Here is a 24,224-nt window from a genome sequence, read left to right as displayed (position 1 = left end):
GGGAGGCTTTTATCCGCGTTTAGGACGGTTTAATCGAGGTGATGAATGGCGGTAATGGTGCCTCCATCTACGCGAAGTCCCTGTGTGGCACTGGCGTTATTTGCATCAATCTTATAGATATAGCCAATTCCGGATTTCAGGTTTACGCCTACATATCCGTAGCGACCGTCCCTCGCACTGTAATTGCTCATGTTGGTCAGCGAATTGATATCAGCCACATCCGGCATACCCGTAACCAGTTTAAACGACTTGTCTACCACATGGATCACCCCGAGCCTCAAGCCTGATGAATATTGACCTTTTTCTGCTTTTGAGGTAACCAGTACCACGAATTTATTTTGTCCTACGTATAACCAATCGGTAATATTGTAACCACCGGAAGCCTGTTCTACGTCGAAAAAGTAAGACTGGTCAAACTCAGTGGTTCCGGCGGGAATTTTGACCACGGCGGATGGCTTGGTAGACGATATCTTGCCATCGGTAACCGCTACCGATGCGGAGAATGCATACGTATCGCCGTTTTCCACTGTACCCAGGCCATCCACGAAATAACGGCCGATGAAGCTGGTCCGGTTGTCTTTGATCACCTTTTCCAGTTGCATATCCGGATACGAATAAACTGCAATCCACGCGCTGTCAGGGTAAGCGGTTTCAAAAGATGCATTGCAGCAGGCCTTGATGGAGAAATAAGGGGCAAACACTTTGTTACCCACCTGTTTGATCCAACTGAAGTGCGCCAGTTCTCCATTGCCCGAAGGGGCAGACGTGCTGACCTTGCCTTCGCTTTCAATCTGCAGGGTGTTGGTGTTGATGCGATACCAGCTTGCAAACGGATTGGTGATATTGCGTGATATTTTCATCAGCAGCAGGTCGTCGTTCACCGGTGCAAACGCCTGTACGGTTTCCGTCTGGAAGTTGGACAGTTTGTTGAGCCTGCCGTCCACGATGTTGTAGGTAGTCACCGCCCCGGGATTTCCCTGTCCGTAAAGCATGCTGAAAAACTTATCGTTGTGTGTCACGTAATACCGATAGGTTCCATCCTGTTCTTCGCCCTGACCAGCTGTTGAGATGGAGCCGGTATCCAGGCTGCTGGCGGTCAACAGGTAGTCGGCAACGCCCGTGGTGGCCGCCGGGGTTACGGCAATGATGAAGTTGCCGGGGTTATCCGGCTTGCGGTCGTCTTTGCTGCAGGAAGCTAGCAACGTGGCTGCTGCCATACCTAAGAGAAGCGTGTTTGATTGGATATTCATTGTTTTGATTTTTATTTTTTGTTAATGAAATAGCGGAGATTGAGGTAAAAGCCACGACTGGGCTTTTGCAGGCTGAAATTATCGTACATCCGGGTATCGGTGATATTCTTGGCTTCCAACGCTAGGTTATAGCGTCCGTCCTGCAGTGAATAGACTACGTTTACGTCGTGGCTGATCTGCTGCGGGATATCAAATTTGTTGCCGCCGCGGCTGGGCCAATACAGATAGAAGGCATGTACATAGAGCAGGTTGTAGCCGATGTGCAGTGTATTTCCGGCACGGCCGATGTCGCGCAGTACCACGGCCACGTCCGCATTGCCAAAGAGGTAGGGGATGTTGGGCATCTGATCGCCGTATACGATGCTGATCCCGTTAAATCCCTCTTCGTATTTCTGCGTGTTCATAATGTGCTGGTACGTTGCGGTAGCTCCTGCCATCAGCCAGTTCTTGAAGGAATACCGCAGCTCTACGTCGCCGCCATAGGTTTCGACCCCATCCCGATTATCGGCTACGTATTTTGACTGGTTATTATTGAGTCTGCTATAGATGTAATCAAAAGCACGCCTATAGATCACGTTTGCATTCAATGAAAAGCGGTGATCCGCACGTAGTGCGAAGTCATAGGCCGCCCCGAGGTTGACATTGTTGCTCCGCTCGGGCTGGAGTTGGAAGTTGGCCTCCTGGTTTTCCACGTCGCCGAATATTTCATACGCCGAAGGCATGCGGTTGGTCAGCTCGTAGGAAACTTTGAGCTGTACCTGCGGCGTGAGGTAGTAAGCCGACGCCAATCCATAGCCCAGCTTATCCATCAGGCTGCGCTCATCCGGCCCGTTCTGGTTGCTTTGGTGGATGTATTTCAGAAACAGCGTACTGCTCCACAGGTCTTTGATGTCGTAGCTATATCCGAGACCCATCACATTTTTATAGGTGCGTTTGGTCCGTTCGTATTCCGCACTGGTGGGGTTGAGCGGATCGCTGCCTTCCCTCCGGAACGTGGAGAAGTTATTGTTGAGCGTAAAGGAATGCCTTTCTGCAAGGCGGTAGTTAGCCGTGGCGGTAGCAAGCCCCTCATTATTGCGGTATTTGTATAGCGAACGGGAACGCTCTCCGCTGTTGGTGCCCGTGGGTTTTGAATTGCCGAACCAGTCAAACCGTGCGCTGACGGTATCGATGTTCCGTTCAGAACCGAAGTTGTAATTGGCGTTGATGATTACGTCCAACCCCTCAATCAAGTTTTCCTTCTTGTATTTGATGGTGGGCATAACCGTAGTACCCCGCCTATGCCAGCCGCCGAATACCGATACCATGCGGGCACCGGTCTGGATTTCCTTGTAATTCTGGCCCAGGGTGATGCCTGCGAGCAACTGATCGGCAAACCGCTTATCTACCACGCCCACGCTGGCAATGACTGCCTCGTTGTGATAGGTATCGTGAAAACGGTGCACGGTGGTATTGGGTGCGTAGGCACCCGTATTGATATCTGCCGCCTCTACCGTGACCTTATAATTATTGTCGGAGTAATTCTGGTAGGCATTCAGCCGCACGGTAAATCCTTCCTTGGTTGTGTAGGCGGTATTGATAACGGAACGATGTGTATTGAACGATCCATAGGAATAAGAGACATCCACGAAGTTCCGGTACCGGTCGCCCGTTACGATGTTGATGGCACCGCCCAGTGCATCCGATCCCAGCCACATGGGCACCACGCCTTTATACACTTCAATACGCTCCGCTGTATTGATGGGAATATTGTTGATCTGGAACGAGCTGCCGAAGTTATCCATGGGAATCCCATCGATGAAATAGCGGATGTGATTGCCCGTGAATCCGTTGAGTGACAGGTTGAAGTTAGATCCCACGCCGCCCGACTCCCGTACGCGGATGCCGGCCACGCGGTCAAGCGCACCGGAGATGTCCATCGTGGTGTTGTACAGTTTAGTGGCATCTACTGCTGTCACGTTGTAGGCCTGCCGGTTTACCTCCTGCGCCTTGGTAAGGCCCACCACCTCCACCGTTTCCAGTTCATTGGTTTTGGGCAGCAGTGTGATCTGCAGGGTATTGGCCCCTTGTATCAAGGTAAGGGTCTGGGCGTACGGTTCAAATCCCACGGCAGAGGCCTCAATACGGACCTGCCGATGCCGGATGTTGGAAAAACGATAATGCCCTTCTGAATCGGAGAGGGTGGTTTGGTTGCCTACTTTAATGGTCGCCCCGTAAAGCGGTTCACGATCGGCACCGCTGATGGTCCCTGTGAGGTTGTAGGCGGATTCCTGTGCGCGGCCCCAAAAGGCACCGCAAAAAAATAGTACGGTTACGTAAAATTTAATATATTGCATTGCTTTTACTATTCTGTTGAAAGCCGGCCGTTGTACCTGCTAAAGTTGATGGCCGCGTGTATTTACAGTCAGTTACCGCTGAATGTAAACGCATAGACCGCGCTACGGAGATTACCGTCTCCGGCGCGGTTTTTTCGTTAGTTATGTCCTATCATTTTTCAAAAAATCTGTCTGTTACCTTGAGCGTATTAACCTCTGCCCTTATGGTTATTTAGATTACATATAAATAACCATCGACAAAAGTAACAAATCCGTCGATAATCCAATGGATTATTTTAAAAACGTTGAGCTACCTCGAAAATCCTTAAAAATATCATCCCGTTCGGCGAGTTCCAATGGACAACAGGACAGCAGAAAGGTAGGGACAAAAAAAACCCGTTACCTTATAGGTAACGGGTCCGCCCCAATGGGGTTAGGGGCTATCAACCTAAACCTACTGCGAATATACGTTTATTTGCTATTACCTGCAAAAAAAATTGAAAAGTGCTGGCCTTTTCCGATTATCCACGGTTTAAAGCTTCGTGCTTACGACATTTCCAGATCCAGCACCACCATGCCCCGCCCCGGGATCCGTACGCGGAACGTATCTTCCGAGAAACGCACCGGCACACCCGGGAAGGTAGACCTGACGTCTATGGCCGCAATTGTCCGGGGCATCTGTATGGCTGGCGTCTGATAATAAAAGCTATCACTTCCGATAAGAAGCCGCCAACGCCCGTTTGAAAGAACCAGGGTGGTAATCTTGATATTGTCACTGTGGTCCGAAACCACCAACGGTCCTTTCGCCTCCGAACGGATCACTCTGGCACAGGTGTTAACAAACCCAAGGGAAACCGGCACAAATGCCAGGCTTTTTGTCCACGAATCGGGATCCGATCCATAGGTTGTTGCCGATTGAATGACCTCGTTTACGTCATCGACAGCCACCTGCTGATCGACCGACGTATTCAGCACCGAGCAGGATACTGTCCGGTTCACCGGATCGCTGAACGTAAGCGCCGACGCATGTGAAACCGAAGAAACCGTCGAACCAATAAAAAACGCTGCCCCCTTTTTGTAAGCGGTTACCTTTTCAAGTTCGTCTCCCGGCAGCAGGCCGGGATTGAGCACCAGAATAGGGCCGTCCACCCGGTCCAGGTCTTCAATGGGAACCGCCGCGGCCACCGGCGCGCCCGCTAAAAGCAACTCATACAGCCACTTGTGCACCGTCCAGCTTTTATGTGCAATGTATTCGCTCAGTTGATTATCCAGCGCGCTGGTCGACCACACCAGGGTAGCTCCCACCACCGCCTCGGGCTGGTCCATGAACCCCAGGTCCCATCGCTTTCGCAACCACGTCCATTCGTGAGCTGCGACACTGTCCGAGAGGCAGCACATCGGGCCGGAAGAACACCTGCCCATCTTGCCTTCCCGATCAACTACGTAGAGGTTGGCCACCTGGCAGATCTCCCGCTCCACAAAGGTCGGGATGTGACGCAGGGCATCGTACTGCTCTGTGGTGTCGTGTATCTGTGTAAACGGCCTCAGAACCGCTTCTGGGCAATGCGCTTTGATGAGCAAAATCATGGCCAACGCATTGTAGTAAAACTTGGTATACTCATCACTCAGCTCAGGCTCCATGGCTACCGCCGAGGCCACTGCTTCCACAATGAACCCGTCGACACCGAGGTCTGTGATGCGACGATAATCGATGCCATACCGGTAAATGGCTTCAAAAGGATCCCGGGTCCAAGCCGAGTTGAATACAACTTTCTTCTGCTGTCCGTGTACGCCATCGATCACCTTCTGCCAGAAGATCGACCATCGATCAACATGAAATCGAATCCATTCCTCGCGCCGATGCTCCCACACCCATTTGCCTCTTTCTGCCAACAGGCCCTTATCATCCCCTATTTTGCTCCCAAACTCCGCCGGCAATTTGACATCGCTGTGCGCCACAAACTGATCCATCATATCATCGGTATAGTCCACATCGTTCAGCGGGCGCCTGCCGCTGGTATAGCCATCTGCCCCATGGAGGCCATCAAAACCATAATCGGCCAATACCGTCTTTAACTGTTTCACAAAGAGGTCCTCGTAAAACGTCCCGTCGTTAAACCGCTTGAGGGGGTGAATGTACGGATAGACCGTGCCGTTTACACTTGTTTCACGGATTTCCCGATACTGATACGCCCACCGCCCCGGCCCTTCCGTATCAACGAAAAAGTCAAAGAAACTGCAATATACCGACACGCCATGTTTATGGAGCTGATCAATGAGACCTTTCAACTGGCGGTTTGTCCAGGGTTGCCGCTTCCGCTCCGGGCTTGCCGGTCTCGCAGCATAGGAACAGAATTCGTCGGGGAAAACCCACTCGTTGTCAACGCCCGAATGGCTATGCACGAAATCGGCCGAGGCAAATAAAAACGAGACTGCCTCGGGTACAAAGCCGGTATTTTTAATAAAATTACCCACCCCAAAATCCGCTGCCACATGATCAAAGCCTATCAGCTCGATCCAGAGCCACCGCTGGTAATTGTCTGCCGGTCCTTGGCGTCTCGTTCCCGATCGGGGAGCGCTTTCAATAGCTAGGAGTTTTGCGAAATCGTCGACCAGGTAGGGCGATAAAACGCCGGTCGAGGCCAGTTTTATAAAATCTCTTCTTGAATTTTTCATTTCAATACGTTTGCAATCGTGTAACGTTGTCCGCTCCCCGTTCCTACCAGCCCGGATTAGGAACCAGATTCGGGTTAAGGGTTAATTCATCCAGCGGAATGGACGACAGATAATCCCGTCCTGGCTGGAATTGATACCCCTCGGGAAGCTCATCCGCATAATAATCGATCAATCCATTGCTATCCACCGGGCGGCTGTAAGCCGGGAACTCCTCACGGCTAACGGGGTAGCCTTTGGGACGCTGGCCACGGAACAGCGCATGCGCGGCCCACCGCCGGTAATCTTCATCCCGATACCCCTCCAGCGCCATTTCGACCCGGCGCTCACGTCGGATCTCGTACAGCGCGTCCGGGATCTCATACCCGTAGTTTGCTGGGCTTTCGTTCAGCTGCTGGCTGTGCACCTCGAAAGCGGGCATTCCGGCTCTTTCCCGCAGGCGGTTAAGGGCCTCGTAGGCTACCTCCTGATTAAGCTCGTAATAGGCCTCTGCGTAGTTCAGCAGTACCTCCGCGTAGCGCAAAATGATAAATCCCGTTTCGGCCTGAACGGACCACGGCCTGCCGGCGGCCGGCGAATAAGGATTTGCGGTTTTTTTGACCGAAAAGCCTGTCGGATTGAGCTGTAACGCCCCTGCATCGATGGTCGGCCGGTCAAAATATTTCTCCAGCTCGGCAGCCATCAGGTCGCCGGGGATCCATATCGTGGATTTGAGCCGTCTATCGCATTCAGCAGCTATCGTCAGTAAAAAATCATTCCCCTTTTCAATCTGCCCCACTTCAAGATAATCATACGGCTTTCCATCCCTTCCCAGGTAAGAAGACACGAGGTCCCAGGTAATCCCCTTCTGATTCATGTCGTAGGTAATGTAGCCCTGTACCGCGTTGCCCGCTCCCTCGTTGCGATTGAAAGCCCGGTACAAGAGCACCTCATCCACATCGTTCATGTTATCAAGGCCGAATAGCCGGTAGTAATCGTCGTCGGGGTTGCCCGTTGTATAAATACCCCGGGTGTAATTTCCACCCATCAATTCTTCTGCGGCCGACACACACGCCTGGAAGTAGCGCTGCGGATCGGCACCGGCGGTTCCAAAGGGTGTATTCGCATGGTACTTTTGCCAGCTTCCCTCAAACAGTGCAACCCGGGTTTTCAGCGCGAGGGCCGCCTCCTTTGAAATCCGCGTATTTCCCACACTTCTCCGGGTGTCAAGAAATTCAATAGCTTTATCGAGCTCAGCCAGAATATTATCCGCTACCTGCGTCCGCGGATCGCGCGGTCGCATCAACGCCTGGTCATCATCCAGACCTATCTCTGAGGTGTACCAGGGGATATCACCGTATTCCTTGAGCAGTCCGAAATAGTACCAGGCCCTGAAGAAATGGGCTTCACCCACCGTATGCCGGATCTCACTGAATTCGGCTTCGCATTTCTCGTAATTATCAAAGAAAATGTTTATATGCCGTATGGCCGCCCATTCGCCCTGCCAGCTACCCGTGCGGGCCGTACGCTGACCGTTCAGAATAGCACTGGGACTTCCATGCACCATGTCGTCCGAATTCACGGCCAGCTCGGCAACCATCTGGGTCTGAGGCGAAAAGTTCTGATAAAATTGCTTCACATAGTTCTGTAAGTCGGCCGGAGTTTTCCAGTAATCGTCCACACTGATCTGATCCAACGGCTTAAGGTCGATCAGACGCTCACACGACCACCCGAGCACGGACATCAAAAACAATAAATACACAACATATCTTTTCATAACACTTCTATTAATAAGTCATAACTAAACCAACCGAAAACGAACGGTCTGCGCCGTATGTAAGCCTGCCTGTGGTTCCATTGGTACCTTCCCAAGGTCCCCAGCCCAACGGCGATATCGGATCGATCCCGCGTGGCATGCTGGTAAAGGTGATTAGATTCTCTGCAGATAGATAGGCTCTGACATTCTGCAATTTAACACGTGACAAAAGCTTATTTGAAAATGTATACCCCAGTTGTACATTCTGAAGGCGGAGAAAACGGGCCGACTGCAAGTAACGGGTATTCGCATGCGCCTTGTTCTTGGCCTCTTCGGTACCGTTCAGGTAGGGGCGTGGCCAGTATGCGCCCGTATTGATGTTGGCTTGCCCTTCGTACAGACCTGTATACTTGTCGCCGGGCGCATCCCGGAAATAATCAAGATGCCGTTCGGTAAGCGATGATTCCCACCATCCGCTGTTGAAGCCCCAGAACATATTGGCGAAATTGCTGAAATAAATGTCTTTCTTGCCAACCCCTCTCCAGAACATGGAGAAATCAAACCCTTTATATTTTGCCGTTCCATTGAAAGCGTACAGGAAACGTGGCTCGCTGTTTCCGATAATCGACATGTCTCCATGGTCGTCTACCGTATATTTCCCCGGTCCTACAACCCCGTCGCCGTTGGTATCTTCATACTTCACATCGCCCGGCCGCCAGGTACCGCCAAAATAGGACAGGTTCACCTCTTGCAAGTGCGCATCAACCTGCTCCTGCGACCGATACAGATCATGCACGGTGAACCCCCATATTTCGCCGACTGTCCGTCCTTCGCTCCAGGTCGAAAGTGTTTTGGTCGGGTTGAAAAAACGGGTAACCACCGACTTGTAGTCCGATACGTTAACCCCTAGTGAATACGTAAATTCATCCTGTATAGCCCCGTTCCAGTTGACCGACAGTTCCCATCCGCGGGTACGCAGTGCTGAGTTGTTATAGCGCGGCGCGCTGGCCCCCAACACCCCCGGTTTAGCTTCTGACGGGCCAATCATATTGGCGGTATTGCGTTCAAACACATCGATATCCACCAGCAGTCGGTTCCGCAGGAAAGCCATATTGAGTCCCAGATTTGAGGTGGTGGCGGTTTCCCAGGTCAGGTTTCTGTTTACGATTCCCGGCGCGCTCGTGTAACCGGTGGGCCGCCCGTTTCCGTATCCAAAGATCCAGTTCAGCTGCGTCGTGTGCACCGGTATGAGGGGAAGATCGCCGTAAGGGCTCACGTTTTGGTTACCCAGCTGGCCCCATGAGGCCCGCACCTTCAGGGCACTGAATCCGTCGGAGGAACGCCAGAAAGGCTCCCGGTCGACGTTCCATCCCAAGGAGAAGGAGGGGAAAAAGCCCCACCGGTTTCCGTGCTTAAAAACATACGTTCCGTCTATGCGGGCGTTCGACTCCAACAGGTAGCGGTCTTTATAATTGTAGGTAAACCGCGAAAAGTAGCCCTGGGTAGCGTTATGAGCCAGTGCTTCCGACAGCAGCGCCGGCCCGGTAGCCGTCTGGAAAGAAGGCACGCCCTCCACCATCAAATCGGTTTTATAGCCCCGCAATTGCTGAAAATTCCCCTTCTCTAACTGCATACCTGCCATCAGCATGAAGTGATGGGAATTCAGTTGCAGGTCATACGAAGTATACACATTGGAAGTCCAATAGCGTGTGTCTGCCTGAATCCGCTCGATGCTGTTCGGCACACTCACCCCGTTCGGGCTGAATGACCCATCGAGGTTGGAAATCATGATGTAGGGCTCCACACCTACTTCCGACATTTTCTGGAAATTGTAGCTGAAATCGCCGTATATCTTCCAGCCTTTCACGGGCCGCAATTCGGTCCGGAAGGTATTCCAGCTATCTAGGTCATTTGCTTTGTCCGACCCAGTGGTAATTGATGGAATGTGCGATTCAAAGGTATAATTTCCAAATCCGTCATACATGGGCGTAAACGGATAGGATCGAGAAATATGGCGGAACATGAAGGAATAGTCGCCTTCGCTGGTCATGTTAGGCCTTTCGCGGAGCTTGTTGGCTAACCGGGCATCCCATGAAAAGTCCCACCAATCGGCAATTTTAAAATTAACCTTTCCGAGGATATTGAGCCGCTTAAACGCATCGTTTCCGAAGTTGAGCACGCCTTTTTGCCCGATGTATCCGGCCGAAAAATAATAAGACGCCGATTTCGATCCCCCGTTGAAGCTGATATCGTGCTTCTGGTTGACGCTGTGGCCGTAGTACAAGTCCCACCAATCGTTATTTGCATAATTCTGGTTAGCCTGGTCCCAGGTGTCTTCCAGCGGGAACGCGCCGAATATCGTCGCATTTGCTGGCCAGTTGGGCATGGATTCACGGAGGTAGTCCCAGTCTTCGTTCTGGTATGCGATAATCCGATCGATGGTGGCGTTGCTGATCGGCCGGCCACCGCTGTTGGACCCGGCTTCGTTCTGTATTCTGCTCCACGTGTACGAGTTGAGACTTTTGGGCAAGGGCGGCGGCGTATTAATAAACACATTGCCGGAATAGGTGACGCTGATTTTCTCCTCTTTCTGGCCACTCTTGGTGACCACCAGGATCACGCCGTACGGCGCCCGCGCTCCATAAATCGCGGAAGCGGCCGCATCTTTCAGGATGGAAATAGACGCAATATCTGCCGGATTCAGGTTATTTAGATCGCCCGGAATTCCGTCGATCAGCACATAAGGCGCGCCACCGTTTAACGATCCTCTACCCCGGATGGAGATATCCATGGTTGCACCCGGCTGGAAGCCATCCTGGTTACCGATGTTAAAGTTCATGCCGGGCGAAGCGCCCTGCAACAGCTGCGAAACGGTAGGTGCCTGCCGGTTAGCCAGCTTTTCGCCGGAAATGACATCCACGGCACCTGTCAGGTTCACCTTTTTCTGCGTGCCATAGCCCACCACCACCAATTCTTCCAACGCTTGCGCATCCAGCTCCATGGACACCTCAATCGACGTTTCCCTGCCTACCGAGACTTCCGCCGTACGATATCCCACAAACGAAAACACCAGGACCGGATTGTCGGCGGGCACCGTTATCACGAAACTACCGTCGGCATGGGTCACCCCGCCTCGTTGGGTGCCTTTCACTACGACGCTTACCCCCTGAAGCCCGTTTCCCGTCTCATCGGTTACGCGGCCCCGTACTTCCCGGTTCTGGAGCTCCCCGGGAACTTCCGCAGATGCGTCCTCGCCTACCTTGGGTGCCGCCCGCTTCAACGATATCATCTTATCCTCCGAAACGGCAAACACAATGGAATGCGGCTTAAACAGCTCGGTCAATACGAGGTTGAGCACTTTATTGGTAGCTTTCACATCGACTTTCTGCCAGATATCGATCACACTGGGACTGTAAATAAACCGCACGTCGGCCTGCTCCTCAATCATCGAAAGTACCGACTTGAATTCCATACGCTCCACATCCAGGGACACTTTCTTTTCGAGCACGCTTTGTCCTCGCGTTTCATGGGCGTATGACACGCCATATAAAATCGCAAACAACAAAAACTGGTGTACTGTCACTTTCATAATTTTCCATCCCCACAATGGGATAAGTCCTTTTTTGTTCATAATTTAGTAAAGTTTTAGGGATTGAGAACTCTTAAAACGGCACCGCATTACCGAGTCCGCAACACTCGGTAAATGAGGCTCAACGTACTTCGTTGAGCGTGCACAGCAGACCGGTAATGTTGACGCATTACCGGTTTTTGCAAACATTTGTCTATCTACTTCATATAGCTACATTTTTAGTACAATTTTTCCAAAAGCCGATTACCGCCGATGTATTTGATCACAGTGCGGCCACTAGGCATGTGCCCAGTACAAGCGTTGCCAGCCCCATGCCAAACACCGTATATGTCTTCCTGCTTACGCCACGCCATTCTTTTGTAAACAGTCCGAGTAAATTTGCCGTTATGATACCCACCGAGTTGAAAATAGCCCATCCCACCGACAAGCCCAGCACTCCTAAATTGGAAACGGCCATGCCATAGCAGGCGATGGTTATCACCCAAAAGAGTCCCATCAACAGGGCCAGCCCATGATAGCGCCCCGATTCCTTCATGCGGTAGAGACGCCACGAATCATGCTGGATAAGGAGCTTGATCACGTAACAGCTGTTCGCCAGAAAACCACCGGCCAGCGCCACCGCCCACACCGCGTTTGAGGCGATCGTCTCACTTACGCCCCTTGCGTTGGCCGCTTGGATAATGGCATCTCCATGGATAAAGGCAAACTGGAGCATCGGACTCATCACGCCCGCGCAGATGCACAACAGCAACCCGATTCTGAAGACACCGGCGGTAGGCCTCCCGGTACTGCCGTAGGCATCGTTGCGCTGCTGATCCCGCTCCCGTAAGAGTGCCGCATAGCCGCTTATCACCACCCCCACAACGATCGTAACGACCCCGGCGGCGACGGCCGCGATACTTTTCGTTTCTGCCGAAGACAGTTCGGTTAGAAACAACGGCATAAGCGAACCGATCGCAATGGTGATCCCGATGTTGATGGAGAACGCCAATCCGATTCCCACGTGCTTGATACCCAAGCCAAAGCATATCGAACCAATTCCCCATAGAAAGCCGAACCCAAAAATCCGCAACAGTTTTTGTGTGCCGACATCCTTGCATATAGCGGCCAGATCCGGAACGGTAAAAAAACCCAGTAAAACCGGCAGCACGACGAACCCCCAAAAAATGAACATACCCCATGTATTCTCCCAGTTCCATTTGGTGGTAAACTTAATCGGAAGCGCAAAAGAACCGTTCGAAAATCCGGCAAAAATGACCAGCAGTATCCACTTCATCGTTATGTGCCCTCTTCAGGAAAAAAGTTTCACAGGATTGTCTCTGACGATTTCGTGAATTACCGATTCCGACAGGTTTTCGCTTTTCATCAGCGGGACCATGTTTTTTAGAATGTGCGCGTAGCCCCACCCCCCGTAGCAGCATAACATGGATTTCAGACAGATATCATTCGTTACCAGGATCTGACTCGCATAACCTGCCCGCACGAGGTCATGAATTAACCGTACCCGATCCAGGTCCCTGATAAATATCCCACCGGCAAATCCCCGCTCAGTAGGGTCTATCACAAACTCTTTCCCGAAGTTATCGAACTCGATGAAAACGCCACGGTTCAGCAGCGCGGTGATGTACGCCAGGTCGGGCTCCACGTCGATATGACAGAGCACGATTTTCTCCGGAGCCACCCCTCCGCGTACCAACACGTCTACGGCTTCGATTCCTGCCTGCCCCCAAGGGTAGGTATGCACATACACCGGTGCCCCGAGCTCCTGGAATGCGAGGGCTGACGCTTCCAGATTTGTCCTTTCCCACGGCAGGATTTCCTTGCTGGTCCCGATTTCGCCAATAATACCGGCCTTGACATCCGTGTTATCAATGCCCTCCCGAAAGTCGCGCACAATACGTTCGGCAATATAACCGGCCGTCCAGTTTGCCATTTCGCGCGGGTGGGTATCCTGCGTGTAGTACCCGGACCCGGCAATAATGTTAACGCCCGTACGGAGTGAAAGCTCTCTTAATTTCTCCGGTTGCCTTTTTATCCCGATTGACGTACAGTCTACGATGGTATCGCCACCGGCCTCTTTGAATAACAACGTTTCACTGACGGCGGCTTCCATATCATCCAGCACAAGGTTATCCTGGATGGCATACGGATTGAGCCGCAACCGGCCCAGGTTGTTGATGTGGACCTTTTGTCGGCTGATCGCGTCCTTCTCCGCATCATCGAAGGGTGTGAACTGGTTCCGGAGGTCGATGAACATGTGCTCATGCGGCAACGTCAGCCCCAAATCTGCTGCTTCTAGTACTTTGGTAACAGTTTGTACTGCCATATTTACGTGTTTTGAAGTTTCACACACCCTTTCTGATACGTTCGCGGATTGCCGGTGTCAGCGACTCCGGGCCGTTGTCCCGTATTACAAACCCTTCCTCAATGCGGTTCGACCCGTGCGGGTGCCCAAACAGACTGATGTCCGAGTTTACGCACATTCCACTTTTCAGGAGGTAGTCGGCATCTTTATCCGGGTAGGGCGATTCTGCTTCGGCCAGGCCGATTCCGTGCAACGGCGGATATACATCGTACTGCTGCATATCGTATTTTTTAAACACCTCACTTACCGCCTTAACCATTTCGCCCGCCGGGCAGCCATTCCGCAGGTAGCCGTACTGCACTTCTGCTGCCTCGAACAACACACGGAGGAAGTCACGTTGCGTATCCGATTCCTTTCCGGCCACAAACGGATACTCAACCGTGGCGACATACCCCTCGTATTGAACCGCCATCGCGGCCATAATCATATCACCGTCTCTTATCACTTTATGGGTAGCCCGGCCGATCACGGTATCGCACCGCTTGCCGCTTCCGAATACCGTGAAATTAATGTCTTCGGCCCCTTCGGAACGCGCCACACCTTCGGCGGCCCCAGCAGCCTGCACCTCTGTCGTTCCGGGAATGCAGGTTTCAATCAGCTTTTCATACCCCAAGCATGCTTGCCTTCCGGCTTCCCGCAAGCAAGCGATTTCGGCCTCCGACTTTATCAGGCGCAGTTCCGCGAGAATGGCTGAAGCATCCGATAATTCCCCCCCGCCCACTGCATCCTTCATCCGGTTATATATCGGCCCCGGAATGTCCCAATATCCCACCAGACCCACCTTTGTGCCCCCACCGGAAACCTCCCGGATGATGTCGGACAAGGAAGAAAACTGCGCTAACGGATATTCAATTTCTTCCGGAACCGATACGCATGCAAATTCTTTTATGTTGCGTACGTCTTCCAGCCAAGTCATTTCCCGGGCGTACTTCTCGCCCTCCGGTGCTCCTGCTAGGATGGGTGCCCCTTTCCGGGGTATGAAGCAGGCACCTCGTTCAAATATCGGCCAGAAGTTAGCAACATAACGGAGGTTCTCTTTCCGGTATTCGTCGCCATACACAATCATCGCATCCAAGCCGTGCCTTTCAAGGCTGTGCTGGATTTTCTCGATACGCTGTTGAAATTCTTCTTTTTCAATCTTCACACTATTCATGTTGAGGTAGTTAAATTAGCCAATACGATCCGCGCGTTACTCCTTGGGTGCTCGGCACCCTTCCCCGGTGAGGAAGATCGTGGTGCCCCTCACCTCGTACTGCGCGTTTATGACGTCGCAGATGTAGTTCAGCTGTTGAAACAGGTCAAAACCGTTCAGGTTTCCGGTAAACAGGCAATCGTTCAGCACCGGATTCGTCACCACAATTTCCATTTTGTATGAATGCCGAAGCGTAGCCAACACGGTTTTAACACGCGTCTGGTCGAAGTTGAACACCGCTTCCGGAGCGTCGGTTTCCACGATTTTGGGGTGGTCTACCAAATCCTGCCGGATCGTTTTTGATTCGGCATCGTACACCGCTTTCTGATTGGTTGTCAGGATGACCCCCCGCCTCCGTTTGTTCCGGTCTTTCTCGCCAGCATAGACCGACACTTTACCGGTCGTTACCGAAACCTCGATGGTCTTCCCCTTTGCTTCCGGTTTGATCGAAAAACTCGTACCGAGCACTTCCGTGATCAGGTCGGCGCTATATACCAGAAAGGGAGCCTGCGGATTGGGCACTATCTCAAAAAACGCTTCGCCCTTCAAACGAACCACCCGGTTTTTCATGCCATAGTCCTCGCTGATGATGATGCTTGACCCCTCTCCGAGTACCACGGTGCTGCTATCGGGCAGGGTGATCCGCTGCCGGTTTGCCGATGTATTGAAGGTTTCCAAACCCGCCAACTCCGGTTGAGAATCCGATGCCCTATTTAAAAAAAGCAGCCCGCCTACCACCCATGCAACACAGGCGGCAGCAGCCCACCAGTACCGATTGCGCATGCGCCGTGTTGCCGTTTTACGCTTAAAACCCGCTAGCTGCTGAATCCTGTTCCAGCCTTCTTCCTCCCTGCGGATCGCTTCTTCCTCATTTTTGAAAACCGTACTATCATCCTCGGCGGCGCCCGCATTTTTTTCCATCCATTTTGCCACAAAGGCTATTTCATCCGGTGTACATTCACCCAACCGATACCGTTCTACCAGCTTTTCAAACTCCCCCGTTGTCATACGTGTAACATTGTTTATTCGGTCTTCAATTAATTCGCTAACAGATAGCGCTGCAGTTGTTTCCGCATCACTTTCATTGACTTACTAAGGTGATATTCTACGGCTTTATCAGACAATCCCATATGCGTTGCAATCTTATTCACCGAAACGTGGTCCAGCTTATTCATTCGGAAAATACAGGCCGTTTTCTCGGGCAATTTCTCCAGCACTTTTTCAATCGCATCCAACAGCTCCTTCTCGTATACGGCGTTCTCCGGCGGAATGCTTTCCATCACTTCCTGCATAAGCTGAAATTCCCGGTACTTACGCAGGTTGATTTCCTTCCGGTAATGCATGTTTACCAGGTTTCGGGCGGCGATAAAGAGATAGGATCTCAGGTTGCGGATATTCGAATCCGACCGGTTCTGCCACAGGCTCAACATGAGGTCCTGAAGAACCTCCTCGGCCTCGTCTTTGGAACCCATCTGCTGATACACAAAAACAAATAATCGTCGCCAATAGCGATGATAAATGGCCTCGAATGCATAAGAATCGTGATTCTTGAGCGCATTCAACAACATTTCATCTGTCACTTCACAACGATGCATATCGGCTTTGTCAGTTAGTCATTTGGCATAGGGTTGCACAAGTAGGGAAAACACCTAAAATTATTTTAACTATGCTTCATCGCCTCGCAACAATGTGTTCCTAGACTAGCTACGGCCAATGTTTCCTTGATCGACGGATACGTTCGTTAACCGTGATGAGTCGAAAACATTGCTCGGCTTATTTTGTTGTAAACCTGTTAAACGTTTCGAACTAAACGAAGAGGAGTATGAACAAATTATTCAGGGCATTGATTGCCGGTTGGGGCGCCAAAAAGCTTGGGTTCGGATGTCTCGGAACCATCGTCGTGTTTATTATACTTTACTACCTATTGGGGTATGTGTTCGGATAAAATAATCTACGGGGTAGGTATAATCGTCATGCTGCGCATGCTCGATGCCGTGATCAGCAAACACCAATAGCCTGCTTCCGGGTTCCAGCGCTTGAAAAGCCGTTCCGAATCCTACGGGTACATGTATAATTCGCTGTTCCTCACTCCGCAGAATCGTGTGTTCCACCGGCAATTCCTTGGAAGCCTGGCTCCAGTCATCGATCTTAACTGTTTTCATGAAAAAAGCACCTTCTAATACATAAAACCAACGTTGTTCAATCCGATGTGCCCGCCACCCACGGATCGTCTCGGTGTCTTTATTTTCGATAATATAAAATCGCTTCACCGCTGTCATGTCAAAATCATTGACAAACCGAATACTTCCGCGATGGTCACTAGCGACACCGCCCTGTGTTATTACGATCTCTTCCATACAATTTCTGTTTTCAACATTAGTCGGGTGCAATTTATTAATTCTGTTGAAATTGGCCTCCAGAAAAATCTATATTTGCCGCATGTTTCTCGCATTGATAGCTGTTCTACTTTTTGCGGCCATGTTGGTGTATTTCCGCATTGCCGACCGCTATAACATCATCGATCGGCCCAATGAGCGAAGCAGCCACACACGGGTTACGATCCGTGGTGGCGGGGTCGTATTCTATTTGGGTGCGCTGGCCTGGTTTATCTGGAGCGGAGCTGCTTATCCCTACTTTTTTGCGGGCCTTACCCTCATCACGCTCATCAGTTTTCTTGATGATATCCTTACGCTATCCAACCGCATTCGCATCAGCATACATCTATTGTCGGTGGTACTACTTTTTATCGAGGTTCAACTATTCGAGTATCCTTGGTGGGTGGTTCCCATTGCGTTAATCTTAGTTATCGGCACCATCAACGCTTACAATTTTATGGACGGCATCAACGGCATTACTGCGATGTACAGCTTTGCCGTGCTATTGCAGCTTTGGCTGGCCAACCGGGATATCAGTTTCGTGGATGACCGGCTGTTGTATTGCACTGCAATTGCGAATGGCGTATTTGCTTTTTTCAACTTCCGACAGCGCGCCAAGTGCTTCGCCGGGGATGTCGGAAGCGTGGGAATGAGTTTTATCTTGATTTTTGCAACGCTGAGTTTGATTTTGGCTACCAGTAATTTGATTTATATTCTATTCTTTGCGGTGTATGGAGTTGATAGTGTACTAACAATTATTTATAGATTATTTCGGCGGGAAAATATCTTCAAGGCACATCGCACGCATTTGTATCAGTATTTGGCGAATGAAGCAGAGGGAAATCGGTTGACGATTTCTACGTGTTACGGGTTGTTACAAGTTGGTACAGGTGCGTTAGTAATTGCGTCAACTTTATATCCTATTGAGACACAAATCAAAGTGGGTGTGTGTGTTCTAATGGTTTTGGTGTTGGTGTATATTGGGATAAGGCGGTATATTTTAATAGGAATGTTAAAAACTTCGGAGGGTCTTTAGCAATCCTTCTCTCGCTGAAATCGGCATGTGCGCGATCTTCAATTCATTTTTAATTTTAGTATTGCCCACCACATAATTTTCAGTTAGCTTCTTTAACCGTTCCGTGTTAAGAGGAAGTTTAAATTTATCACCCAGTTTAGCCACCCCATTGATTAGGCCCGGAGACAGCCGCCAAAGCCGTGTACGCCTTCCCCTTGCCTCGCCAATAATACGAATGAGTTCATTGGTCGATAGGGCTTCGTCGTCAGCTAGGTTATATGTGCCACTAGGAATATCCGGATTTGTAATGAGCGACTTAACCACAAATTGCAGATTATCAATGGAAAGGAAGGATCGCCGGTTTTGAAACGCAGCCAAAGGGTAGGGTAGCCCTGTTTTTACCATCTTGTAAAGCAGGTTAAGGTTGCCTTTATTACCCGGCCCGTGAATCATGCATGGGCGAAGAATGAATACTCTCTTTCCCGCTGGAAGTGGTTGGCTATTCAGATATTGCTCTGCTTGCCACTTAGATTGACCATAAGGCGTTTGGGGATCGGGCGAAACAAATTCATCCAGCACGCCCTCTACGGTGTCGGCTACAGCCTTTACACTGCTGAAATAAATAAAATCCCGGGCATTGCTACGCAAGAATTGACCAAACAACTGCTTAGTTAAATCGGTATTAACGTGAAAATACTCTTTTGGGTTACTTGAGTTTTTAATATCATGGGCCTTCCCGGCAAGATGGATAGTTACATCATATTGGTCCGGTATTTGTTGTTCCCATTCATCTCTTAAGGACAATGGATATACTTTGAATCTATCGGAGTTTAGATAGGAACCAAGATTTTGCCCTACAAAACCGTTAGAGCCAGATATGATAACAGTGGTTACAGCCATTTACAGAAAAAATTTGCGCGGAGTAAGTCCAATACGCAATAAAACGCATATTGCGAATATAGCATTTATGCATTAGATCGTTTTCGTTAGACAAAAAAACAAAAATTCAATTTATATAGCACATATTGTTAAACATTAATTATGGCTGATCTCATCAAAAAGCTTTCGAGGCGACTTTTTTTAAAAGGAGGTATAGGATTCTTGACCGTAGTTCCGTTTTCTATCACCAAATCAAACTCCATATATACGCGACTAAACAAAACACTAAGAGCTAAGTCACAAGGACTTAAAGGAGACGGAACCGATGAAACCGAAGTCTTGGTTAAGCTTCTCAATAAGGTTAAAAACGGTAATATCATAGATTTTGAAGGGTTAGATATTACTATATTTGAAAATATCAAAGGTGAGAAAGATAAAGACGCCATACAAATTGAAAATGTCCCTCGTCTATTTAATAAACGCAACGTCCTATTGAAGAACGGCACTATTAGAGTGAAAAACCCGTCGGCAGGTAAGACTAAAGTAAATTTTCCTACGGCACTTTCGCTAGATCGGTGCCAGAACATTACTATAGAGAATTTTTCTTTCTACGGAAAAGGCGAGAACTGGGGCAATGCAGACGCCTCTGTGCGTTTGCCGCATAATAACCGTGCTCCTTTTCTTCAGCAAAACGGCGGCCATGCACTTGCAATTATCAAGTGTGAAAATGTCAAAATAAACGATTGTAAGGCCTTTTTATGTGGTTCCGTAGCATCATTCTATTCTGCATCAAGCAACAAAATCTATTTTAACGATTGTTTTTCAAATCCTGCTTCTTTAGGGTATGCCGCTTTTTGCGCAGACGGCTGGTGTGGAGAAAATCTGAAAAACCAAATAGACTATTATTTGGAATTTAATAATTGTACCGCACATCGAACAGAGGTTAAGGGGGGATCCTCTAAATATTGCGGAAAGGCAGGTATTGTAGTCGAAGACAAAGGTATGCAAGCGGTTGTTAACGGCGGGAATTATAGCGACATGTTTGCTAACGGGTTAAATAAAGATTTGGGGAATGCATTTAGAGCAGGGTCTGCGCATTTAGTCGTAAATAATGCAGCTTGCTCAAACTGCTCGACCGTCGGCTTCGCTTCATGTTCAACTGCACACGAAACCACTTTAGTGCTCAACACCGTCAAGGCGTCAAATATCGGTTTAACTGCCTTTATCACGGGGAATGAATCTCGCGGGAACATTACCGTAGTTTTTAATTCATGTGATATTCAAATTAACAATTCTAGAATATGGCATCAAAACAATATAAGAGAGGAGTATCGAATCTCCTCGGTAGTTGCTAACCTTCGGACAAATGTAAAATCAGACATTACTTTTAACAACTGTAACGTCAATGGATCCGACATTTTAGCTATTAATACCGAAGCGATATACGGAAAATTAAAATTTGAAAATTGCAATATCGGTGTCAACAAATACTTGATCAAAAGCAATGGATGGGGTGGCGTAAGCAAAGACAGCCCAGAATACGGATTGATCATTTCAGGCACTGTGGAAATATTTGATGAGGAAGGAGATTCACCATTGATCTACTGGACTAATCGTTCAGGCAAAAATATTTATACTTGGGTCAATGTAGACTTAAGTGAAGCCGAAATAATAAGCCATTCTAGAAAGAATAGACGTATTATGGAATTCAAAGATAAGGCATCTGGCACCCGAAATAGGATGCTTAAGATGCCATCAAAGCTCAAAGGAGCACTTCAGGTAAATTAGGCTTCAATCCGTGTTATTTAAAGAGTTGATTATACTTATCAACAATTACACTCCATTTATATCGTTTTTTAGCAATTTCAGTCATCTTTTGCCCAACGTATTGATTATCTAAGACGCCATTTTCAAAATCGTTGACAAGTTTTTTAAGCTCTTCACTATTTCTAAAATAAATAGCCTTATTTTCTGTCGTTTCCCTATTGTAGTCTACATCGTAAACAAGACAACACAATCCCAAAGTCATCGCTTCAACTAAGGAGGGATTCGTTCCGCCCACGCTATGTCCGTGAACGTAAATGCCACAATTGCTTCGCAGTTCATCCAATGTAACCTGTTCATAGATTGGATCCAACAGCAGCATATTTTCAAATCCACTATACTTTTTTCTCAATTTTCTTCCGTAATCACTAAAATTCCAATTACCTATCAGCAAGATTTTAGATTTACAGCACGAAAATGCCTCCAAAATCAAATCTATATTGTTTTCCGGCTCAATTCTACACACTTTGAACGCATAATTTCCTTTCTGAATCTCATACTTTCTACATGTGTTTTCTGTGAGTTCAACGGAAACGGCATTATCTCCACCATATTCGATAAGAAAAGAGGCCTTATTGTATTCCTTTAAAATATGATCTTGGAACACTTTATTATCAGCTATCACAGAATGAGCGAATTTTATTCCGATGCGCTCTGATAATTTTAAGAACCGCTGTACGACGGGATTCCATTTTCCCCTTTTCCACTCTGCGCCATCTGGATTTAAAATGATCTTTTTACTAAATAAACGAATCAAAGGTAATATTACACAGCCAGACGTTCCTAGTACTAGCAGAATGTCATACTTAAAAGCAGCATGAAGTAGAGATATACCGTCATACGGAACACTTTGCCAACCATTGGCTTTAAGTTTTATAATAACTAATTTTGCACCGTTTACCTCTTTTATCCCCTCAACAGCATTAAAAGAACTGGTATAAACTATAAAATGATACTTTCCTCTTAACTTCGTAGTTAAATTATTCATCAATTGGTCCCATCCTCCATATCGACCAGGTAGTCCATTGGTACCAATAATAGCTATCGTTTTCCTTTTCATTTGCCTATTGCGTTAATTACTTCTTCAAGTTTTTCAAACGACTTCTGTCTATTAAACCTCTTGGCCATTGCCTTGCCATTGGTCGAAAGCTTATAGTACAAAGTTTCGTTCGTGGCGATTTCATTAATAGTTCGGGTTAACGTAGTTATGTCGCGGGGATCAACTAAGAATCCATTCTTGCCGTCTTCGATTATCTCTGTTACACCTCCGACAGGTGGAACAATCGCCGGCAACCCGTAAGCTGTTGCCTCTAAGACAGTTAGACCAAATGTTTCAATGCATTGATCTGGAATCGAAAGGTTCAAACAAAGGTTCGCCGTAGAGTAAAACTTTTGGAGGTCTTTTTGAGTCGGTAAAATTAAAAGGTTGGATGGAAGCTCCTGATGACTGAAATAGCTTTCTATTTCGTCGTTGTCAGCAGAAACTATCAAAGTAAAGCGATGGTTTGGTAGCTTTCGAGCCAACTCAACAAAAACGTCTACCCCTTTATAAACACGCAGGGAACAAATCATAAGGATATTCATCTGTTGATTAAACTGCGGAGTATGATCAGCTGAGGTAACAAGTAAGCGCTCGGATATATAGTTTCTAATAACACAGCTCCTTTTTTCGTTGGTCAGTCCGAAGGACTCTTGTACATAATTAGAAACAAAAATCAACTTGGTTGCCAAGTTGGTCGCGATGAACATTCCCAAGCGATTTATTACGGAACGATTTATGGGATATTCATGGATGTGATAAACAATCCGCTTTCTCAAAAAAAAAGCACCAATTGTCGCTCCAAACGGCAAAATAGTGTTAACATATACTGTAACATCTTTTGAAAAAGAATATTTAAAAAGAGAAAAAAAATAGCGGATTTGTGCAATAACAAACAATACCAAGCGATAAAATTTGCTTTTCGTAAACTTATAATATACATTTATCTTATTTATGCCGTTCACTTCACTTAAAAAACCGTCATTATTGAATGATGAGTAAACGTCAATGTTAACACCTTTCGACGCAAGGAAAGCCAAATTGGCAGAGAGGATGTTTGTGCTTCCCGTGTAATCATTTAAAAGATGATAGCAAATAATCTTAATTCTATGGTTACGGCTTTTCATGACAGATTTTGACGAGTTCTTTTAAACGTTCCAAAAGACATATATAGATACATTAATATTACTCCTAAGATTGACATTCCATTAAAAATAACGTGCCCCGCTAGTATGGAATGAAAAAGTACTGTTGAAAACAAGAGTAACGGAATCCATAGTTTTTTACGAAAAAAAAATACAGCAGGTTTGAAAAAAATATAACAGTAAATTGCAACACCAATGAAACCGAACATAAAAAAAACATCTATTAGGTCCGATTCTAGCATATCGAACAGCTGCGGATTATTAGAAGGATCTCGAAACGATAAGAAAGCTCCACTTCCAATTAAAGGACGCAATGCATAAAGACCTTCTATTGAGTATTCTTCAAAAGCTTGATGAATCATTACATTTCGTCCGCTTAAAATAAAAGTCAGAAAGTCAGGGCTTGTCTCATATCGATAAGCTATTACATCAAACATAATTTTTAACGCTCCAACAATTTCATTGTAACTTATGTAAACGTAAATCAATAACATTGATATAAGCAACATTCTCAACCAGCTGGCCAACCTTAAAAATAGCAACCCCAAAAATATGAGTAAGAATATTGCTGTTGCTTTTGTGGCGACAAAGAATACCGCTAATAAAATGCAGCAAAACTTCAACAAGTCCTTACGTGATAGAGTATAAATTCGTTGTTGATATGCAAACAGCAAGATTACACCCAAAAACATTCCTAACCCATTTCCCGAAGCAAAAAACCCTTTCGTTCCAAAACCGCCCGCTTCGTATGTAGGGAAACCGATATTGAAAATAAAAGGTATTACGATTCCGATACTATACAAAAATGCCGAATTGAAGAAGAACGTT

17 protein-coding genes are annotated in these 24,224 nt (G+C 48.1%); 2 read left to right on the top strand and 15 right to left on the bottom strand.

Annotated elements, in window-relative coordinates:
• Window positions 1-29: 29 nt before the first annotated feature.
• From BMZ56_RS21800 to BMZ56_RS21750, 11 genes are all read right to left on the bottom strand, one after another.
• Window positions 30-1,250 (bottom strand): DUF4374 domain-containing protein, encoded by a 1,221-nt coding sequence (locus BMZ56_RS21800; protein WP_090630825.1) that lies wholly within the window; start codon window positions 1,248-1,250, stop codon window positions 30-32.
• 11 nt (window positions 1,251-1,261) lie between these two features.
• Window positions 1,262-3,586 (bottom strand): TonB-dependent receptor, encoded by a 2,325-nt coding sequence (locus BMZ56_RS21795; RefSeq protein ID WP_090630822.1) that lies wholly within the window; start codon window positions 3,584-3,586, stop codon window positions 1,262-1,264.
• A 525-nt stretch (window positions 3,587-4,111) separates the two neighbouring features.
• Window positions 4,112-6,241: a hypothetical protein gene (locus BMZ56_RS21790; RefSeq protein WP_090630819.1), complete on the bottom strand. Its 2,130-nt coding sequence runs from the start codon at window positions 6,239-6,241 to the stop codon at window positions 4,112-4,114.
• Window positions 6,242-6,284: 43 nt separating this feature from the next.
• Window positions 6,285-7,994, bottom strand: coding sequence for a RagB/SusD family nutrient uptake outer membrane protein (locus BMZ56_RS21785; protein ID WP_090630817.1), 1,710 nt, complete (start codon window positions 7,992-7,994; stop codon window positions 6,285-6,287).
• A gap of 10 nt (window positions 7,995-8,004) precedes the next feature.
• Window positions 8,005-11,604, bottom strand: a complete 3,600-nt coding sequence (locus BMZ56_RS21780) for a SusC/RagA family TonB-linked outer membrane protein (RefSeq protein ID WP_090630815.1) — start codon at window positions 11,602-11,604, stop codon at window positions 8,005-8,007.
• 220 nt (window positions 11,605-11,824) lie between these two features.
• Window positions 11,825-12,838 carry an L-rhamnose/proton symporter RhaT gene (locus BMZ56_RS21775; protein WP_090630813.1) on the bottom strand — a complete coding sequence of 338 codons (1,014 nt, stop codon included), beginning with the start codon at window positions 12,836-12,838 and terminating at the stop codon, window positions 11,825-11,827.
• Window positions 12,839-12,853: 15 nt separating this feature from the next.
• Window positions 12,854-13,888, bottom strand: a complete 1,035-nt coding sequence (locus tag BMZ56_RS21770; RefSeq protein ID WP_090630810.1) for a phosphotriesterase family protein — start codon at window positions 13,886-13,888, stop codon at window positions 12,854-12,856.
• A gap of 19 nt (window positions 13,889-13,907) precedes the next feature.
• The gene (locus tag BMZ56_RS21765) at window positions 13,908-15,080 is read right to left on the bottom strand and encodes a M24 family metallopeptidase (RefSeq protein ID WP_090630807.1); all 1,173 of its coding nucleotides are present in this window, start codon (window positions 15,078-15,080) and stop codon (window positions 13,908-13,910) included.
• 36 nt (window positions 15,081-15,116) lie between these two features.
• Window positions 15,117-16,127 (bottom strand): FecR family protein, encoded by a 1,011-nt coding sequence (locus tag BMZ56_RS21760; RefSeq protein WP_090630804.1) that lies wholly within the window; start codon window positions 16,125-16,127, stop codon window positions 15,117-15,119.
• 29 nt (window positions 16,128-16,156) lie between these two features.
• Complete coding sequence (locus BMZ56_RS21755; protein ID WP_090630802.1) at window positions 16,157-16,714, bottom strand: RNA polymerase sigma factor; 558 nt, start codon at window positions 16,712-16,714, stop codon at window positions 16,157-16,159.
• A gap of 312 nt (window positions 16,715-17,026) precedes the next feature.
• Window positions 17,027-17,476: a WxcM-like domain-containing protein gene (locus BMZ56_RS21750; protein ID WP_090630799.1), complete on the bottom strand. Its 450-nt coding sequence runs from the start codon at window positions 17,474-17,476 to the stop codon at window positions 17,027-17,029.
• 82 nt (window positions 17,477-17,558) lie between these two features.
• Here BMZ56_RS21750 and BMZ56_RS21745 point away from each other — a divergent pair, with 82 nt between their 5' ends.
• Window positions 17,559-18,530 carry an MraY family glycosyltransferase gene (locus BMZ56_RS21745; protein ID WP_090630796.1) on the top strand — a complete coding sequence of 324 codons (972 nt, stop codon included), beginning with the start codon at window positions 17,559-17,561 and terminating at the stop codon, window positions 18,528-18,530.
• Here the strand turns inward: BMZ56_RS21745 and BMZ56_RS21740 are convergent.
• Window positions 18,507-19,409: an NAD-dependent epimerase/dehydratase family protein gene (locus BMZ56_RS21740; RefSeq protein WP_090630793.1), complete on the bottom strand. Its 903-nt coding sequence runs from the start codon at window positions 19,407-19,409 to the stop codon at window positions 18,507-18,509. The two genes, BMZ56_RS21745 and BMZ56_RS21740, sit on opposite strands and share 24 nt — an antisense overlap.
• Window positions 19,410-19,550: 141 nt before the next feature.
• Here BMZ56_RS21740 and BMZ56_RS21735 point away from each other — a divergent pair, with 141 nt between their 5' ends.
• Window positions 19,551-21,176 carry a hypothetical protein gene (locus BMZ56_RS21735; RefSeq protein WP_090630789.1) on the top strand — a complete coding sequence of 542 codons (1,626 nt, stop codon included), beginning with the start codon at window positions 19,551-19,553 and terminating at the stop codon, window positions 21,174-21,176.
• Window positions 21,177-21,189: 13 nt separating this feature from the next.
• Here the strand turns inward: BMZ56_RS21735 and BMZ56_RS21730 are convergent, their stop codons facing one another.
• Genes BMZ56_RS21730 through BMZ56_RS21720 form a run of 3 tightly spaced genes read right to left on the bottom strand, consistent with a single transcriptional unit; the run spans window position 21,190 to window position 24,199 of the window.
• Window positions 21,190-22,272: a DUF1972 domain-containing protein gene (locus BMZ56_RS21730; protein ID WP_090630787.1), complete on the bottom strand. Its 1,083-nt coding sequence runs from the start codon at window positions 22,270-22,272 to the stop codon at window positions 21,190-21,192.
• Window positions 22,269-23,378: a glycosyltransferase family 4 protein gene (locus BMZ56_RS21725; RefSeq protein WP_090630784.1), complete on the bottom strand. Its 1,110-nt coding sequence runs from the start codon at window positions 23,376-23,378 to the stop codon at window positions 22,269-22,271. The genes BMZ56_RS21730 and BMZ56_RS21725 overlap by 4 nt, the downstream gene beginning before the upstream one ends.
• Window positions 23,375-24,199, bottom strand: a complete 825-nt coding sequence (locus BMZ56_RS21720; protein WP_143072988.1) for an O-antigen ligase family protein — start codon at window positions 24,197-24,199, stop codon at window positions 23,375-23,377. The genes BMZ56_RS21725 and BMZ56_RS21720 overlap by 4 nt, the downstream gene beginning before the upstream one ends.
• Window positions 24,200-24,224 lie beyond the last annotated feature (25 nt).

Source organism: Parapedobacter indicus (assembly GCF_900113765.1).
In the GTDB taxonomy this organism is placed as follows: domain Bacteria; phylum Bacteroidota; class Bacteroidia; order Sphingobacteriales; family Sphingobacteriaceae; genus Parapedobacter; species Parapedobacter indicus.
Note: the sequence above shows the minus strand (reverse complement) of the source record. Positions and strands in the feature narration are given on the sequence as shown.